This window comes from Corynebacterium silvaticum (assembly GCF_004382825.2).
Lineage (GTDB): Bacteria > Actinomycetota > Actinomycetes > Mycobacteriales > Mycobacteriaceae > Corynebacterium > Corynebacterium silvaticum.
On record NZ_SDQO02000003.1, the window covers coordinates 129,302 to 146,157 of the forward strand.

General features: G+C 56.7%; 16 protein-coding genes and 1 pseudogene. 7 read left to right on the forward strand and 10 right to left on the reverse strand.

Annotated elements, in window-relative coordinates:
• Position 1: 1 nt before the first annotated feature.
• Genes folB through dacB form a run of 7 tightly spaced genes read right to left on the reverse strand, consistent with a single transcriptional unit; the run spans position 2 to position 6,315 of the window.
• Positions 2–343, reverse strand: a complete 342-nt coding sequence (gene folB, locus ET810_RS08690) for a dihydroneopterin aldolase (protein ID WP_087454553.1) — start codon at positions 341–343, stop codon at positions 2–4.
• Positions 330–1,112 carry a dihydropteroate synthase gene (gene folP, locus ET810_RS08695; RefSeq protein WP_087454554.1) on the reverse strand — a complete coding sequence of 261 codons (783 nt, stop codon included), beginning with the start codon at positions 1,110–1,112 and terminating at the stop codon, positions 330–332. Before folP ends, folB begins: the two co-directional genes overlap by 14 nt.
• 1 nt (position 1,113) lies before the next feature.
• The gene (folE, locus tag ET810_RS08700) at positions 1,114–1,677 is read right to left on the reverse strand and encodes a GTP cyclohydrolase I FolE (protein ID WP_087454940.1); all 564 of its coding nucleotides are present in this window, start codon (positions 1,675–1,677) and stop codon (positions 1,114–1,116) included.
• Entirely contained in the window at positions 1,670–3,676 is a 2,007-nt protein-coding gene (ftsH, locus tag ET810_RS08705; protein ID WP_180709360.1) for an ATP-dependent zinc metalloprotease FtsH, read from the reverse strand. The genes folE and ftsH overlap by 8 nt, the downstream gene beginning before the upstream one ends.
• Complete coding sequence (hpt, locus tag ET810_RS08710; protein ID WP_087454555.1) at positions 3,673–4,254, reverse strand: hypoxanthine phosphoribosyltransferase; 582 nt, start codon at positions 4,252–4,254, stop codon at positions 3,673–3,675. Before hpt ends, ftsH begins: the two co-directional genes overlap by 4 nt.
• Before the next feature lie 3 nt (positions 4,255–4,257).
• Positions 4,258–5,100, reverse strand: coding sequence for a tRNA lysidine(34) synthetase TilS (gene tilS, locus ET810_RS08715; RefSeq protein ID WP_134316222.1), 843 nt, complete (start codon positions 5,098–5,100; stop codon positions 4,258–4,260).
• A gap of 30 nt (positions 5,101–5,130) precedes the next feature.
• Positions 5,131–6,315 carry a D-alanyl-D-alanine carboxypeptidase/D-alanyl-D-alanine endopeptidase gene (dacB, locus tag ET810_RS08720; protein ID WP_087454556.1) on the reverse strand — a complete coding sequence of 395 codons (1,185 nt, stop codon included), beginning with the start codon at positions 6,313–6,315 and terminating at the stop codon, positions 5,131–5,133.
• Positions 6,316–6,364: 49 nt separating this feature from the next.
• On the opposite strand from dacB, the gene ET810_RS08725 reads away from it, so the two are divergent.
• Both ET810_RS08725 and ET810_RS08730 read left to right on the forward strand, forming a co-directional pair.
• Positions 6,365–6,841: an inorganic diphosphatase gene (locus ET810_RS08725; RefSeq protein ID WP_013242650.1), complete on the forward strand. Its 477-nt coding sequence runs from the start codon at positions 6,365–6,367 to the stop codon at positions 6,839–6,841.
• Position 6,842: 1 nt separating this feature from the next.
• The gene (locus ET810_RS08730) at positions 6,843–7,127 is read left to right on the forward strand and encodes a rhodanese-like domain-containing protein (RefSeq protein ID WP_087454557.1); all 285 of its coding nucleotides are present in this window, start codon (positions 6,843–6,845) and stop codon (positions 7,125–7,127) included.
• A 34-nt stretch (positions 7,128–7,161) separates the two neighbouring features.
• Here ET810_RS08730 and ET810_RS08735 read toward each other — a convergent pair whose 3' ends face one another.
• Complete coding sequence (locus tag ET810_RS08735) at positions 7,162–8,604, reverse strand: cation:dicarboxylate symporter family transporter (RefSeq protein WP_087454558.1); 1,443 nt, start codon at positions 8,602–8,604, stop codon at positions 7,162–7,164.
• Between the two features lie 268 nt (positions 8,605–8,872).
• On the opposite strand from ET810_RS08735, the gene ET810_RS08745 reads away from it, so the two are divergent.
• From ET810_RS08745 to ET810_RS12075, 5 genes and pseudogenes are all read left to right on the forward strand, one after another.
• Positions 8,873–10,120: a lipase family protein gene (locus tag ET810_RS08745; RefSeq protein WP_087454943.1), complete on the forward strand. Its 1,248-nt coding sequence runs from the start codon at positions 8,873–8,875 to the stop codon at positions 10,118–10,120.
• A 21-nt stretch (positions 10,121–10,141) separates the two neighbouring features.
• Positions 10,142–10,582, forward strand: coding sequence for a MarR family winged helix-turn-helix transcriptional regulator (locus tag ET810_RS08750; RefSeq protein WP_087454560.1), 441 nt, complete (start codon positions 10,142–10,144; stop codon positions 10,580–10,582).
• A pseudogene (locus ET810_RS13060) lies at positions 10,583–14,413 on the forward strand (Pls/PosA family non-ribosomal peptide synthetase).
• 434 nt (positions 14,414–14,847) lie between these two features.
• On the forward strand, positions 14,848–15,012 hold the full coding sequence (locus ET810_RS12070; protein WP_166741051.1) for a hypothetical protein: 165 nt from the start codon (positions 14,848–14,850) through the stop codon (positions 15,010–15,012).
• 187 nt (positions 15,013–15,199) lie between these two features.
• Entirely contained in the window at positions 15,200–15,340 is a 141-nt protein-coding gene (locus ET810_RS12075; RefSeq protein ID WP_166741050.1) for a hypothetical protein, read from the forward strand.
• A gap of 77 nt (positions 15,341–15,417) precedes the next feature.
• Here the strand turns inward: ET810_RS12075 and ET810_RS12170 are convergent, their stop codons facing one another.
• On the reverse strand, positions 15,418–15,570 hold the full coding sequence (locus tag ET810_RS12170; protein ID WP_206666998.1) for a hypothetical protein: 153 nt from the start codon (positions 15,568–15,570) through the stop codon (positions 15,418–15,420).
• Positions 15,571–15,850: 280 nt separating this feature from the next.
• Entirely contained in the window at positions 15,851–16,756 is a 906-nt protein-coding gene (gene ppk2, locus ET810_RS08760; protein ID WP_087454561.1) for a polyphosphate kinase 2, read from the reverse strand.
• Positions 16,757–16,856 lie beyond the last annotated feature (100 nt).

Below are 16,856 nucleotides of genomic sequence, written 5' to 3' on the forward strand. Positions count from 1 at the left end.
GTTATCTCCTTGCCACCACGGCTACGTCGGCAAATTCGAGAGGGATGGGCGCATGCGGTTTATGCACCGTTACTTCAATGCTCGAAAGCGGGAAAGTCTTCATTGCGGTATCGGCGATTTCCGATGCGACTGTCTCAATCAGGTCGCGTGGCTCGCCGGTAAGAATTCCATACGCCAGCTGCGCCAGCTCGCCATAATGCACCGTCTGGGTCAGATCATCCTGGGTGGGAAAGGTGAGCCAACAGGTGATGTCGACGAGGAACTCCTGCCCCTCGCGTTTCTCGTGTTCAAAGACGCCGTGATAGGCGTAGCCCTTGAGGCCTTTAAGTTCAATGCGATCCATGCTTCCTCCATTTCGCCGCAACGTCCACAGCGGCACGGGATAGCGCCACGTTGTGCACCCGGACACACCACACGCCCTGATGGGCCGCGATTGCTGTGACTGCGGCGGTCGCCGCGTCCACGTCTGAGCCTAGGCTAGCTAAAAAGCGCTTTCTCGACGCCCCCACGAGCACCGGATACTCGCTCATAAATTCTGGAAGAGCGTTCAATAAAGCCCAGTTGTCCTCTGCGGTTTTAGCAAACCCGAGTCCTGGGTCGAGGACAATAGCTTTCTCGTCGATACCCGCGGCAAGGGCATTATCCACGAGTTTGTCCAGGCCCTCATGAACATCGCGCACCACATCGGTGTGGTGCGCGCCTGCGGCATCCCCAAAGGTCGCCGTTTTCCAATGCATTAGGCACACGGGAAGCTGTGTATCGGCCATCACCGAGTACATGTTCTTGTCTGCGAGGCCGCCGGAGACGTCGTTAAGCACATCTACCCCGGCTGCTGCGGCGGCGGCCGCGACCGAGGCGCGCATGGTGTCCACTGACGTCTTGATACCCTCAGCATGCAGGGCTTTAATCACGGGGACGACGTGGGCGAGCTCAACCTGCTTGCTCACGCGAGTGGCGCCTGGGCGAGTGGACTCTCCGCCCACGTCGATGATGTCCGCTCCTTCTGCCACGAGTTGCTTGGCGTGCGCCACCGCGGAATCGAGATCGAGGTATTTTCCGCCGTCAGAAAAGGAATCGGTGGTCACGTTGACGATTCCCATTACTTGCGTCATGTCAGCTCCGAATAAGGCTCAAAACCTCCGCACGGGAGGCCGCGTTGGTTTGGAAACCGCCTCGAACCGCAGACGTGGTGGTGGTGGCTCCTGGCTTACGTATGCCGCGCATTGCCATGCACAGGTGCTCACATTCGATCACCACAATCACGGCCTGAGCTTCCAGCTTTTCTACCAGGGCATCGGCTACCTGGGAGGTTAACCGCTCCTGCACCTGGGGACGCTTGGCATACAGATCCACCAAACGCGCCAGCTTGGACAAGCCCGTCACTTTCCCGGACTGCCCCGGAATGTATCCGATGTGCGCCGTGCCAAAAAACGGCACCAGGTGATGCTCGCACGTTGAGTAGATCGGAATGTCTCGAACCAGTACTAGCTCACGGTGCTCCTCGCTGAAGGTCTTGTTCAAGACCTCCGTGGGGTCCGTGTGCAGGCCAGCAAAGACCTCTGCATATGCCTTTGCCACGCGCGCCGGCGTTTCCTTGAGTCCTTCACGATCCGGGTCCTCGCCCACCGCAATGAGGAGTTCCCGGACTGCTGTTTCCGCGCGATCGCGATCAAACACGATCTGCCCTTTCGCTTTGACGACGCGCACGCTCTGCCTTGGAGGCGTCGAGAAGCGTGAACGGCTTCGGGGGTTCTTCGCCGCGCTCGATGGCCAACTCTGTGGGGGTCTTTACTGGCTCGCTGCCGGCTTGGCGTGGGAAACGGGCGTCTTCATCCGGGAAGACATCCCCCACCTCACGCGGAACGATGCCGTTGAAGAGCTCCTCCAGCTCGGGGCGACGCAGGGTCTCCTTCTCCAAGAGCTTTTCTGCCAAACGATCCAGATAGTCGCGGTACTCGGCGAGGATCATATACGCCTCGGTATGCGCGCGATCGAGCAGATACTGCATCTCGCGGTCAATCTGCGCCGCGACCTCTGGCGAGTACTCCAGCACTCCACCACTGCCGCCACGGGCAAAGGGATCGCCTTGCTCTTCGCCGTATTTGACCATGCCGAGGGTCGGCGACATGCCGTACTCGGTGATCATAGCCTTGGCAATCTTGGTTGCCTGCTCAATATCGGCGGAGGCACCGGTGGTGGGCTCGCCAAACACCAGTTCCTCAGCTGCGCGTCCACCCATGGCAAAGACGAGGCGTGCGTACAGCTCATCGCGGTTGTACATGCCCTTGTCGTCTTCTTGCGCGGTCATGGCGTGCCCGCCGGTACGACCGCGCGCCAGGATGGTGACCTTGTAGACCCGCTCAATGTTTTTCAGCGCCCAGGCAGCCAGCGTGTGGCCACCCTCGTGATACGCGGTGACCTTCTTTTCCTTCTCAGAAATCACCTTGGAACGGCGCGGTCCGCCGACTACTCGGTCTGTGGCTTCTTCCAGCGCATCAGCGGTGATCACGGTCTTGCCAATGCGCGCTGTGAGCAACGCGGCCTCGTTGAGCACGTTGGCTAGGTCTGCGCCGGACATGCCGGCAGTACGACGAGCCAGCGACTCTATGTCTGCATCTGGGGCAAAGGGCTTGCCTTTGGCATGGACGCGGAGAATTTGTTCGCGCCCCTTGAGGTCGGGGTTGCTCACCGGGATCTGGCGGTCAAACCGGCCAGGGCGCAGCAACGCTGGATCCAGAATGTCTGGTCGGTTCGTGGCAGCCATGATGATCACGCCTTCACGGTCGCCAAAGCCGTCCATTTCCACCAGCATCTGGTTAAGGGTCTGCTCGCGCTCGTCGTGTCCGCCGCCCATGCCGGAGCCACGCTGCCGGCCCACGGCGTCGATCTCGTCGATGAAGATGATGCAGGGGCTGTTCTCGCGGGCTTGTTTGAAGAGATCGCGCACGCGGGAAGCACCCACACCAACAAACATCTCTACGAAGTCAGAACCAGAGATTGAGTAGAACGGCACACCGGCTTCTCCAGCGACGGCCCTAGCCAAGAGGGTCTTACCCGTGCCGGGAGGTCCGTACAGCAGAACGCCACGTGGGATCTTTGCGCCCAGTTGTTCATACCTGGATGGGTCTTCAAGGAAGTCTTTGATTTCGTGGAGCTCGTCCACGGCCTCTTCTGCACCAGCCACGTCTGCAAACGTGTTGGTAGGCATGTCCTTGTTCAGTTCCTTAGCGCGAGAACCACCAAAGCCGAACCTGCTGTTCCCCTGCATCCGGGAGAACATCCACATGATGAGGCCAAAAACGATCAGCATCGGCAGGATGTATCCGAGCATGGAAACAAGGAAGTTCTCCTTGTTCACGTTCGTGGTGTACTTCTCTGCCTCGGACTTCTCTACCTTGCTAAAGATCTCCGGGGACGTGCGCGCGGGATACCTGGCCAGGATCTCCGAAACCTCACGACCCTCGTGGTCGAGGGCGTTCTTGAGCTTGATGCGGATGCGTTGTTCGCGATCGTCGATTTGGACTTCTTTGGCGTTTTTCTTGTCCAACTGGGCGATAGCAACCGACGTGTCTACTTGCTTATAGCCACGGGCGTCGTTGCCTAGCAAAGTAAAAACGTAGATGGCCATCAAGACGATGGCGGCAATCACCGAATACTGCAGGATTTTTTTGTTCACTTGTAAACCTTAGGGTGCAGCGAAGCGACAAACGGCAAGTCGCGGTACTTCTCTGCGAAGTCTAGACCGTAACCGATCACAAATTCATTGGGAATATCAAAACCGATGTCAAGGCAGTCTATATCCGTCTTCACTGCCTCAGGTTTACGCAGCAACGCAACGATTTCCAAGGACTTTGGCTTGCGCCCATTGAGGTTACGAATCAGCCACTTGAGAGTGAGGCCGGAGTCAATGATGTCCTCGATAATCACTACGTTGCAGCCCTGGATGTTGCGATCCAGGTCCTTCAGAATCCGCACCATGCCAGAAGACGTGGCGGAGTTGCCGTAGGAGCTCACCGCCATGAATTCCATCTGGCAGGGGATGTCGAGAGCCCGCGCAAAGTCGGTAAGGAAGAATACCGCGCCCTTGAGCACACAGATCAAGACGAGATCGTCCTCTTCGTCGCGGTACTTATCCGACACCAGCGCCGCCATCTCCTTGATGCGGGTCTGGAGCTCTTCTTCGCTCACGAGGACGGCCTCAACGTCATCTCCGTAGGAGTTGACGGGCACTTGATAATCCTTCTTGTCGTGCATCTGTCACCTTTCTTTCGACAAAAGTTTGCCATCTTTGCGGATTACTTCCAACCTGTTGCCAACCGCTACGCCGCCTTGGCCATGCCAATCGGTGACCAGGCGTTCTACTGCGTCGATGTTAGCGCCTGTGACAGGGGCACCGTTTTCCCGGAGGAAAGCGGCGAGGTAGCGACGTCGAAAAGCTGGATGCGCTACCCGTAACTCGTCCAGAGTTGCATCGCTGACCTGCAAGGCTTCATCGTCGTGCGCAATGTTCGTGGCTGCCCGCGCCAATGCTGGGACGGGGTCGCCGCCGATGATGTCAGAGAGCAGCGGGAGCACCTGTTGGCGGATAGCCACGCGCCGAAACTCCCGTTGGTCATTATGCGGATCGTACCACGGCTCTAACCCCAATTCCGCACATGCACCCACGGTATCTGCGCGGCGCACCGTCAAGAAAGGCCGCCACACGGTTCCCTGAACCAGCATGCCAGCGGCCTTTCCCCGCAGCGCTCCCAGCAACAGCGTCTCAGCCTGATCGTCCGCGGTATGACCCACCACGACAGGTTTTCCAAATCCTCGCAGCGCCTCGTAGCGCGCCCGGCGCGCATTCGCCTCCAGGCTTCCGGTTTTCTCCACGTCTACCCGAACCACAGCTGCCTCAGCGCCCAGTGCCCGCACGGCCTCCGTGGCTCGTTTCGCCACGCGATCCGATCCCTGCTGCAAGCCATGATCCACGCACACGGCTAGCACCCGGTAGTTCTCGGCGACCAGCGCGGCGACCAGCGCTAGAGAATCCGGGCCGCCCGAAAGCCCTACCACCACGTCGCGGTCGGTTACCGCCCGGACCGCGACTCGGCAGGCCATGAAGCGTGGGCTTTTTCGTGGCCAGAACATCTACGCCTCACGCACCGCATTTGCAATAGCGTCGAGGGCTGCGCGGGCCTGTTTGATCTCGGAGCCATTAGAAATCATGGCAAAGCTATACACGTGCCCGCTCTTCGACGGCACAACCCCAGCCAGGGCAGAAACCCCGGTCAGCGTGCCGGTTTTGGCGCGAACCCACCCAGCGCCTGGTGTGTTGTTAAACCGGTTCTCCAGCGTTCCCGTTCCGCCGGCTACTGGTAGCGCCAATACTGAGGCAGCGGCCACCTGGTTCAGCAGCTTCGGGGTGATCTGGTTGCCCAAGCTCAGTCCAGAGTTGTCCACGACCGTTGAACCGCCCACGTCTACGCCGTTTTTCCGAAGCACGTCGAGGGTTGCCTCCACGGGGTGTTCTGCAGAGAGCTCCCTGCCAATGGCCTCAGCCATCACGTTGTCTGAGTCTTCCATCATCATGGAGATGCGTTTTTGCAGCGTCGGCGACTCAGTGTGAGCCACGACCTCGCCCTCTGCGGAATCTGTATAGCCGACGGTTCCCGCACCCAAGCGCTTGGCCAGGGCTTCTGCTACGTCAAAGGCCGGTCGATGGCTCCTAGGAACATCGCCCGAGGTTGCTCCCAGCCGTCCTCCATAGAGCATCACGGGTTCCAAGGGAGCTACGAATCCGGCGTCCACGTCGGCGGGGTCCCATCCGGGGAGGAGCTTGTCTTTCCACGCGGTGACGTCGACAAGCACGGTATCTACCCCCGTGCCGATCTGTGCCGCTAAGGAGTCCATCTGCTCGTGGGTCAGCCACACGTCCCCGGAGCCTTTGATTACTACCGTCCGGTCTTTCTTCCGCACCTCTGTGACTATGCGGTCCTCCGGGCCGAGCTCGTAGAGGGCGGCTGCCGCCGTGAGTAGTTTTGTCGCCGAGGCCGGAGTTAAGGCGGTCTCAGCGTTCTGGGAAAGGACAACTTCACCTGTGGTGATGTCTGTGATCATCGCCCCAAAGTTGCCTAAGCGTTTATCTTGCGCCATCGCGCTCAAGGTGGCCTTCAACCCAGTATTATCCACACCTCTAGGTTCCAGGGCGGTGATACCGCGTTCGGGTTTATCCACCTGTACCGGATCATGGACCAGCACATTAGCAACAGCGAACACCACCGTCGCTATGACTGCGGCCATTACTACCACTGTTGACATCCACCACTTCTTCATTGCCGCTATCCTAGTACGGTAGTATTCCGATTCTATTAAGGAGCATCGCATGACCATGGAAGTCACCATCGAGATCCCTAAGGGTTCCCGTAACAAGTACGAGGTCGATCATGAAACCGGCAAGGTTTACCTCGACCGCTACCTGTTCACCCCCATGGCGTATCCGCTGGACTACGGCTTCATCGACCACACCCTTGGCGAGGACGGCGATCCTTTGGATGCTCTAGTCATCCTTCCTGAGCCAGTCTTCCCCGGTGTGATCGTTAAGGCACGCCCGGTTGGCGTGTTCAAGATGACCGATGAGGCAGGCGGCGACGACAAGTTGCTCTGCGTCATCGACGACGTTCGCTGGGATCACATTCAGGACATCACCGACGTCTCTGAGTTCCTGCGCAACGAGATCGAGCACTTCTTTGTACACTACAAGGATCTTGAGCCAAACAAGGAAGTCACCGGCTCCGGCTGGGGCGACAAGGCTGAGGCAGAAAAGATCCATGCCGAAGCTATCGAGCGATTCAAGGCTTAACATGGAAGTATCTGTACGCGATATCCCACAAGGCGCCCAGCTTATCGACGTCCGCGAGGCTGACGAGTACGCCGAGGTTCATGCGCTAGGCGCGGTCAACATTCCGATGAGCGAATTCACCGTGCGCCTCAACGAGGTAGACACAGAACAAGACGTGTACGTGCTTTGCAAGTCCGGTGGACGTAGCTCTCGCGTGGTGGAATACCTCGCGGCCCGCGACATCAAAGCCATCAACGTTGCCGGAGGCACCGACGGCTGGGTGGACGCAGGACTGCCCACCGAATAACACCAAAGGCTAGGCCCTAGGGCCTAGCCTTTATTTATTTCTGGTAATGCGTGAGGTCTACCTGCGGGGTAGGTTGTAGCGTCGCATGCGCTGGGTTAGTCACCGTGGGGTTGCTCAAGTGCACGTCGCTATCGTCGGCGGATTCCACATATGGGATCTTGCCGTTGAGCACGTCGTGCGCACGTTGTACGTCGAGAGTGCTAGTCCAGCGTCCCACCAGAATCGTGGCCACAGCGTTGCCACTGAAGTTGGTCAGAGCGCGGGCCTCGGACATGAAGCGATCGATGCCTACGATGACGCCGACGCCGTCGAGAAGCTCCGGGCGATGCGAGTGCAACCCTGCGGCGAGCGTGGCGATACCAGCGCCGGACACTCCGGCTGCTCCTTTAGACGCAATAATCATGAAGACCAAGAGGCCGATCTGTTCCCCAAGAGTCAGCGGCTTGTTCATTGCATCCGAGATAAAGATGGCGGACATGGTGAGATAAATAGCCGTGCCGTCGAGGTTAAAGGAATAGCCGGTGGGGACCACGATTCCTACCGTGGATTTGTCCACACCCACGTGCTCCATCTTGCGCATCAGGTTTGGCAGCGCAGACTCCGACGATGATGTGGCCACGATGAGCAGTAATTCTCGGCCCAGATACTTCAAGAGCTTCCATATGTTGAACCCGGCGCCGATGCGCAGGATGGCCCCCAGCACCACAAAGATGAACAGCAGGCATGTGATGTAGAAAGCTAGCATCAAGATCGCGAGCTGTTTGACGGCTTCGAACCCTGTTGCACCCACCACGCCGGCGATAGCGCCGAATGCGCCGATCGGCGCCACCCACAGAATCATGGTAAGCATCTTGAACACCAGTTTTTGCAGGTGGGCGATGCCGCGCAAGATGGGCTCACCAGCTTTACCCATTCCCTGGACAGCAAAGCCTGCAAGCAAGGCAACAAAGAGCGTTTGCAGCACAGACCCTGAGGTCAAAGAAGAAAAGGCTGTTTCCGGGATGATCGACTGGATAAAGCCAACCAGTCCTGTTCCGTGTTCGGCTTTATCGGCAAAGGCGGCACCTTCGCCCGCGGTAGCTTCAATATCCAAACCGCTACCAGGCTCAATGAGGTTGCCCACCAGCAGTCCTACGGCAAGAGCAAACGTGGACATGATGATGAAGTACGTCAAGGCCAATCCGCCTGCTTTGCCCACTGAGGCAGCGGCGCGCACAGAGCCGATGCCCAACACGATTGTGCAGAAAATCACCGGCGAGATCATCATCTTGATCAAGAACACAAACATCGTGCCAATAACTTTGAAGCTCTTGGCAATATCTGGGGCGATAAGGCCAAAAGCGATACCTGCGACAACCGCAATAATCACTGCGATATAGAGCCAGTGCGTCCTGTCCTTGGGCGTCTTCGATTCAGCAATTTGTGGCTCCCTCGCTGGCAGGAGGGGGCTGCTTTCCCCTAAATGTGGTTCAGCCACGATGACCTCGATTCGATTATGCGACAGTAACGGAAATACGCACTTCTACGAATTAAGCAACGTTGCCTATCGATGCGATTCGTCTCACGTATCCCTATAGGCTAGAACATACGCCCGACAACCGCGATAGAAGAACATTGCTTTTCACTCAAACAATCCGATACCCCCACATTTGCCGCGTGTCTCTCCAAAGCGAGCCTTTGCTAGCGCCTAGGATTCAAAGATCCATTACTTTTACTAGCAAAACTATCTAGAAGTGGTCGTGTCTATGCTCTTTTCCTCTCGCTTTCAGGGCGCATTTCGCAAAACCCTAGTAACAATCGTTATGGCAACCCTCTGTACAGGTTTTACTCCAGCCACCGCACAGGTCATTCCTTACACCGATCCAGACGGTTTTTACGCGTCCATCCCACCGGCGGAGAACACCGCACCGGGCACCGTCTTAAGCCAACGCGACGTCTCCCCGCCGGTCTTGGACATGTTGGTACGGATGAAGCGCATCGCCTACACGTCCACTCACCCCAATGGCTTTTCCACCCCCGTAACCGGAGCCGTGCTCACGCCTACTGCGCCATGGCATGGCCCCGGCCCCCGTCCGGTGGCACTCCTAGCACCGGGGACTCAAGGAGCTGGGGACTCCTGTGCCCCTTCCAAGCTGCTCACCATGGGCGGGGAATATGAGATGTTTTCCGCCGCTGCACTGTTGAGCCGCGGCTGGACCGTGGCCTTAACCGACTATCAGGGGCTGGGCACCCCGGGCAACCACTCCTATATGAATAGGAAAGCCCAAGGCGCTGCGCTGCTGGATTTGGGGCGAGCCATCACCGCCCTGGGATTGCCGGATGTCCATAGCCACACCCCCCTTATTCCATGGGGCTACTCCCAAGGCGGCGGGGCATCAGCAGCCGCAGCCGAAATGCATCGTTCCTACGCCCCTGACGTGAACGTCGCTTTAGCCTATGCCGGCGGAGTTCCCGCCAACCTCCTCTCCGTCTCTAGCTCTTTGGAGGGCACCGCCCTTACCGGGGCGCTGGGGTATGTGATCACCGGAATGTACGAGATTTACCCCGAGGTGCGCGAGCCCATCAACAACCTGCTCAACGCACGAGGCCAGCTCTGGCTCGACCAGACAAGCCGCGATTGCCTCCCCGAGAGCATTCTTACTATGCCTCTTCCAGATACCAGCATCCTCACCGTATCTGGACAGCGCTTGACCAGCCTCATCTCCGACGAGGTCTTTCAGCGCGCCATTTCTGAACAACAAATCGGGCTCATAGCCCCCGACGTCCCCGTCTTTGTTGCACAGGGGCTTCACGACGGCATCATCCCGGCGGAACAAGCCCGCGACATGGTCAACGGCTGGCGCACCCGCGGCGCCGACGTGACATATTGGGAGGATCCAGCGCCCGCACTGGATAAGCTTTTAGGCCACGCGCACGTGTTGGGATCGTCGTTCCTCCCCGCAGTTGAGTGGGCCGAGCAACGTTTAGCCACGTTAGGGCAGCCAACTCCCTAAGAATGTGATAGACCTAACTATATGGTTGCCGATATTCCCGCTGCACTTCTCCAATCGCCATCCTTCCAACTAGAGCATCTGCGCCGCCGCACACGCGACTGCGTAGAGGAAGCACTGTCGCATGAAGGAATAACCCTGCGGGAATATTGGGTACTCACGTGCCTTGTTTCTGGCGATGTACCCACCCAAGCTACACTGTGCGATGCCCTTGGGATAGATGCCTCCGACATGGTTCGACTTATCGACTCCCTAGAGGCCAAATCCTGGACCACGAGAGAACGCGACCCCCAGGATCGTCGTCGCCAGATCGTCAAAGCCACTAAGGCTGGCAAATCCGCGCATCCACACCTCGCGGAAGTTGTCACCCAAGCAGAGGATGCCGCACTCGACGATTCGACGGCAAAACAACTCAGACACCTACGTAAACTAGCGGCAGCAATCATCACTGCAAACGAGGATTAGTTGATCTCTTCTGCTTACCTCCGCTCTAGCGAGGCCCCTTCTCCACGAACGCTTTACGACATCTTCACCCACACGGCAACCGCGTTCCCCGAGGCTGCAGCTATCGACGACGGCAGCATCATCACATATCGCGAGCTCCTGGAACGCGTTCAGGCAAGTGCCCACCAACTCCATGCTGCGGGAGTGAGGCCCGGAAGCCGCATTGGTGTCCGAATGGCATCAGGGCACAGCGACCTCTACATCGCCATTTTGTCCATCCTGGCAGCCGGCGCGGCCTATGTCCCTGTGGACGCCGATGACCCCGACGAACGCGCAGAACTTGTCTTTAGCGAGGCTGCCATCCAGGGCTTCTACGACGACAACGGCTTTCACCCCCACCAAGACAGCACCCCGGTTGCGCCAGCCGTCCCCGCATTAGAGGACACGGCATGGATCATCTTCACGTCTGGTTCTACCGGAAAACCAAAAGGCGTGGCAGTCTCACACCGCAGCGCCGCCGCCTTTGTTGACGCAGAATCGCAGCTCTTCTTGCAGGATGCCCCCATCGGCCCCGACGGATCGGGTGCTGGCGGGGCTTTCTGTTGCATTCGATGCTTCCTGCGAAGAGATGTGGCTGGCATGGGCACACGGCGCCTGTTTGGTTCCGGCCCCGCGTTCTCTGGTGCGCTCCGGGATGGATCTTGGCCCGTGGCTCATTCGCCGAGACATCACCGTCGTTTCTACCGTGCCCACGTTGGCGGGGCTCTGGCCTACGGAGGCGCTCGACAACATCAGGCTTCTCCTCTTGGGAGGAGAAGCCTGTTCGGCGGAGCTCGTCGAGAAGCTATCGGCTCCGGAACGGGAAGTATGGAATACCTACGGCCCCACCGAGGCCACCGTGGTCGCTTGTGCGGCGCTGTTGCGGCCGAATCACCCGGTATCGATCGGATTTCCACTAGCTGGCTGGGACTTAGCCGTGGTGGATGAGCAGGGAGAACCGGTAGAAATCGGCGAGGTCGGCGAACTAATTATCGGAGGGGTGGGCCTGGCGTGGTATCTGGATCCCCAGAAGGACGCGGAAAAATACGCCCCGGAGCTAGGGTGGTCGCGCGCTTATCGTTCCGGCGATCACGTCAAGCTCACGGAAGACGGCCTACTTTTTGTTGGGCGTGTCGACGACCAGGTGAAGATCGGGGGACGCCGCATTGAACTCGGCGAAGTCGATGCACACCTAGCTGCCCTTCCCAACGTGCGCCAATCCACGGTGGTTGTACAAAAGACCGGCGCAGGAGACAGCGTTTTGGTCGGCTATCTTTCGCTCACCGATGAGTCCCTAGAATTCGATCACGACCAGGCCCGGACCATTCTCAGCAACTCAATGCCGGCGGCACTTGTCCCGCGACTCTGTGTACTTGCGGAGCTTCCCACCACGACCTCCGGAAAAGTAGATAAACGCGCACTGCCCTGGCCAATCCATACCGACGTCACAGCAGTGGACCTCAGCGACACCGAACAGTGGTTGGCCGAACTCTGGGTGGACGTGCTGGGAATGGATATTTCCGACGCTGACGCAGATTTTTCTCCCTGGGAGGAACCTCCCTGGCCGCCGCCACACTGATAGGACGCATCCGCGAACGGGTTCCCACCATCGCCGTACGCGACCTTTATGACCACCCACGCCTCGGCGCACTTGCCGAGCACGTAGAGAGCATCCACGTCGCTCCTTCTGCTCAAGAAGCCCCCGCGCAGCCAGTCTCCGCTCAAGCCCGCGTTATCCAGGGGTTCGTTCAATTAGTGGCAGTAACACTGAGCTCCCTGCAATGGGTAGCTGCCCTAGCACTCATCAACAACATAGCGGCCAGCGCCGGCATCAGCTGGGCACGACATACCCCATGGTTGATAGTCACTGCTCTCCTTATCTTTGTCACTCCCCTGGGCAGATTGGTGGTTGGCGGTTATGCCGCGCGACTTCTGACTAAGGGCATCGCGCCGGGATCCTATCCACGCGCCGGGCGAATATACCTACGAGTCTGGGCAGCAGAACGCATTGCTAACGCCTCCGGGTACCGATCTATTGCGGATGCCACCTGGGTGAATTACTATGCGCGTGCGCTCGGCGCACGAGTAGGAGACGGCGTGAATCTGCACACAATCCCGCCGGTCACGGGGCTTCTTAACTTGGAAGATCACTGCTCAGTGGAGCCGGAAGTAGATTTATCAGGCTATTGGGTAGATGCCCGACATATTCATATAGGCACAATCCATGTGGGGAAGAACGCCCGCATCGGTGCCCGCTCAGTACTCATGCCGGGGACAGTCATAGGCGATAACGCACATGTGGAAGCCGGCTCCACAGTCACCGGAAGCACACCTGTCAAAGCCAACGCCCGGTGGTCTGGGTCGCCGGCACAAAAAGTGGGGCGTTCCAAGCACCGCTTCCCGGATACGCCTCCACCTCGACGCCCCCAGTGGGTTCTTGGGTACGGCCTCTCCTCACTGTTCCTCGCGCTTCTCCCTTTGTGCGCAGTGGCTATGGGCGGCGCCAGTATGATCGCTTTTGTCCAGGCCATCGACATTCATCCTTTCCTGGGCATGCTAGCTGCCGCCCCCGCAGGGACTCTCATAGCTTTTGCTGCTTACGGCGTGTGTATTTGGGCGCTCATCCGACTACTGAGCCTGCGGCTCACCCCAGGTGTTGCTCCAGTGCGCTCTGCTACGGGTTGGCGGGTGTGGTTTATCCAACGCCTCATGGACGATGCTCGCACATATCTTTTCCCGCTCTATGCCGCACAGCTCACCCCTTTGTGGTTCCGCAGCCTCGGCGCAACGGTAGGCAAAGACGTAGAAATCTCCACCTCTGTGATGGTGCCAGCATTTGTCACTATTCGCGACGGCTCTTTCCTTGCCGACGACACCCTCGTCGGCGGCTACGAACTCGGCGGAGGTTGGATGCTCGCCGGGGCAACCAAGATCGGCAAGCGCTCTTTTGTGGGAAACTCTGGCATCGCTGGACCACAACGCAAACTGGCCAAAAATTCTCTCGTAGCGGTGCTCTCCTCCACCCCAAAGAAGTCCAAAGCCGGGTCTAATTGGTGGGGCTCGCCGCCAGAACGCATGCGCCGCGTCACCGTGACCACCGATGCGTCGGAAAGCAGCACCTATAGGCCACGTCTCCGGATGCGGATTCTCCGCGGTGCTATAGAAACCCTCCGATTGCTCGCCCCCATCACTAGCGGTGTTCTTGCCACCGCGGTGCTAGCCACTCTGCAGGTGTTGCTGCTCAATCTAGGGCTTGGGGTGACGATCCTGCTCGGCGGCGTGGTTCTTATAGCCGCCGGTGCCCTTGCGCTACTGATCACGGTCACCATGAAGTGGCTGTGTGTTGGACGCCACCGCGCAGGAGACCACCCCTTGTGGAGTTGGTTTGTATGGCTCAACGAGCTGCAAGACACCTTTGTGGAGGTGGTCGCCGCCCCCTGGTTCTTTAACCACACGCTCGGCACTGGATCCCTCAATATCGGGTTACGCCTTCTTGGCGCGAAAATAGGCAAAGGCGCGTGGATTGAGACGTACTGGCTGCCTGAAACAGACCTCTGCCAGATCGGCACTGGGGCTACGGTCGGCCCTGGTGTGGTGGTACAGACCCACCTCTTCCAAGATCGCGTGATGAGCCTAGGCGACGTCACCATCGCACCGGGGGCGACCCTAGCGGCACATTCTGTCGCGCTTCCGGCTTCCAAGCTTGCCGACGCCACCACCATCGGCCCTGGCTCACTCGTCATGCGCGGTGACCAAGTTCCATCTCACACCCGTTGGCAGGGAAATCCAATTGAACCATGGAACCCCAGCTAAACCGGGTTTTGTTCACACGTCACCAAATTTTTTGCAACTTTGCGTAACGGTGCCAACGAGCCATCCGATACTCACCATGTAAGGCCTAAAGCGCCACATCCAGTGACGTTTCAAACGGGTTAGGGGTACCCATTTCCCTGCCTATACCTTCACCCAACAGGGCAAATGTAATAACCCTCATTATAATTGCCTTAAAAAGGGTGCAGAATTCCCCTCTTTCGGGTGGAAATTGCACCTTTTATTATTAGAGTGACTTTACTCCTTTATGGTTGCCACCCGCGATATTTTCAGCATAGGATAGAGGTTTTTCCTAAACTTTTGCCAAAAAATTCCAGGAGCGGCCACCAGCACCAAAAAGATCGGTAAAGTTGCCTGTTGAACAGGGAAAAGTCCATGACTCTTCCTTGTAGCCCCTCGACTGAAAGGAATGCTTTATGTTCAGCGCCATCCATGAATTCCTGGCCAACGTCTTCGACCTCGACTTCCTCTCCTCCGAACCCGGGTACTACTTCTCAGACGCCTGGGGAGCTTTCAAGCAGATCTTCTCGGTAATGGAAGACTATTTCCTCGATTTCAAGGACACCCTCTCCTCCAAGTAGAGGTGAGCTAAATAAAGTGATAGGAAGCTATCACTTTATTTAATTTTAGAAGCCCCCCTCACCGCGCCTGCCCGCGAGACTTCGGCCTTAATAAAGGTTTCCTTTCCAGCCGATTCGGTAAGCACCCATTAGACAATGGGAAAGTTCACAGCTTTCCTGCAGAATCCTCAACCGAAAGGAACAACTCATGTTCACCGCTATTTACAACTTCTTCTCTGACATCCTCGATCTCGACTTCCTCTCCTCGCAGCCAAAGGACTACTTCCTCGGTGCTTGGGACTCCTTCGTAGACATCTTTGACGCAGTCAAGGACGGCATCTCTTCCTAATAGGAATAGACAATATTAAGAGGATGTGCCCTGCAGATTAATCTGCAGGGCACATCCTCTTTTATACATATTCATCGCTATACAGCCGCCATCGCAATCCTTCTACCCAATAAAAAATTCTTAAAATGTGCATTTACTAAATTTTTATCAGTATAATGATCAGATAAGTCACTAAAGCCAGAGCTTTCCCAGGCTTCCCAACAAAAAGGAATATCTATGCCTAATGTCATCTACGATTTTTTCTTCAACATATTAAATTTCGAAGCTCTTTCCTCTGCCCCAAAGGCTTACTTTCACAACGGATGGATAGCGATCAAAGGAATCTTTAACGCTTTTAGCCGCTTCCTCGCTTCATCATAGAGGTTCAGGCTAAAGTGTGACCTTGCATGCTAATGCGCAAGGTCACACTTTCTTTTAGAATTTTTATCGCTGTATATCTTCAACCGCAGCATCCCCTAGCCTTCCTCTTAATTTTCTAAATCGGGTTACGGATCTAAAAATTAAAATCCACTAATCCCCTATTCGGTCCCTCCCTCGCATGACAATATTCGGGTCAGGAAGCCCCACAACGCTGTGGTCTTTGTTTGTATATTCAAACTTGCTCAAGATGTATCTCATCGCGTTGATGCGAGCACGTTTCTTATCATTTGAACGAATCGCAATCCAAGGGGATTCATCTGTATCCGTGTACCGGAACTGTTCTTCTTTAGCTCGCGTATAGTCATCCCATTTATCCAAAGAAGCAAGATCCATAGGAGAAAGCTTCCACTGCCGCACAGGATCAACCTGCCTAATCGCGAACCGTGTCCTCTGTTCTTTCTGAGTTACCGAGAACCAAAATTTTGTAAGCGCTATACCGGAACCCAAAATCATATTTTCTAGCATCGGCACTTCTCTAAGAAACTCCGCATGCTGCGATTCGGTACAAAAACCCATAACACGTTCTACGCCTGAGCGGTTGTACCATGAGCGATCAAAGAAAACGATTTCACCGGCACACGGGAAATGCTCAATATAACGTTGGAAGTACCATGAAGTGGATTCTCGTGGCGAGGGTTTTTCTAACGCTACTGTCCTCGCCCCGCGAGGGTTAAGGTGCTCATTAAAACGCTTAATAGTGCCACCCTTACCTGCGGCATCACGGCCTTCAAACAAGATAATATGGCGCTGCCCAGTATCCTTTGTCCAATTCTGCCACTTCAATAGCTCAATCTGCAGGGCACGCTTCGTATGCTCGTATTCTTCCCGCGACATACGTTCAGGGTAAGGATAAGATTCTTTCCATGTGTCCACTGGACTGCCATCCGGGGCCAAAAGAATGGGATCATCTTCATCAGAGTCATCAACTATATAGCCCTCGATTGCCGCAAGGTCTATGGTTGGCAGCTCTTTCTCTGATGCATTCATACTCATCATGATACCGCTCCTCCATCTCAGAAACCCGGCTATAGGGATAAATAATCATTCAGATTCTTGAATAATTAGCAGTTGAAACAACACACCATCAGCTTCAAGG

Coding starts and splice junctions, on each gene's coding strand:
- folB (WP_087454553.1), bottom strand. CDS start 343: ATGGATCGCATTGAACTTAAAGGCCTCAAGGGCTACGCCTATCACGGC.
- folP (WP_087454554.1), bottom strand. CDS start 1,112: ATGACGCAAGTAATGGGAATCGTCAACGTGACCACCGATTCCTTTTCT.
- hpt (WP_087454555.1), bottom strand. CDS start 4,254: ATGCACGACAAGAAGGATTATCAAGTGCCCGTCAACTCCTACGGAGAT.
- tilS (WP_134316222.1), bottom strand. CDS start 5,100: ATGGCCTGCCGAGTCGCGGTCCGGGCGGTAACCGACCGCGACGTGGTG.
- dacB (WP_087454556.1), bottom strand. CDS start 6,315: ATGAAGAAGTGGTGGATGTCAACAGTGGTAGTAATGGCCGCAGTCATA.
- ET810_RS08725 (WP_013242650.1), top strand. CDS start 6,365: ATGACCATGGAAGTCACCATCGAGATCCCTAAGGGTTCCCGTAACAAG.
- ET810_RS08730 (WP_087454557.1), top strand. CDS start 6,843: ATGGAAGTATCTGTACGCGATATCCCACAAGGCGCCCAGCTTATCGAC.
- ET810_RS08745 (WP_087454943.1), top strand. CDS start 8,873: ATGCTCTTTTCCTCTCGCTTTCAGGGCGCATTTCGCAAAACCCTAGTA.
- ET810_RS08750 (WP_087454560.1), top strand. CDS start 10,142: ATGGTTGCCGATATTCCCGCTGCACTTCTCCAATCGCCATCCTTCCAA.
- ET810_RS12070 (WP_166741051.1), top strand. CDS start 14,848: ATGTTCAGCGCCATCCATGAATTCCTGGCCAACGTCTTCGACCTCGAC.
- ET810_RS12075 (WP_166741050.1), top strand. CDS start 15,200: ATGTTCACCGCTATTTACAACTTCTTCTCTGACATCCTCGATCTCGAC.
- ET810_RS12170 (WP_206666998.1), bottom strand. CDS start 15,570: ATGACATTAGGCATAGATATTCCTTTTTGTTGGGAAGCCTGGGAAAGC.
- ppk2 (WP_087454561.1), bottom strand. CDS start 16,756: ATGATGAGTATGAATGCATCAGAGAAAGAGCTGCCAACCATAGACCTT.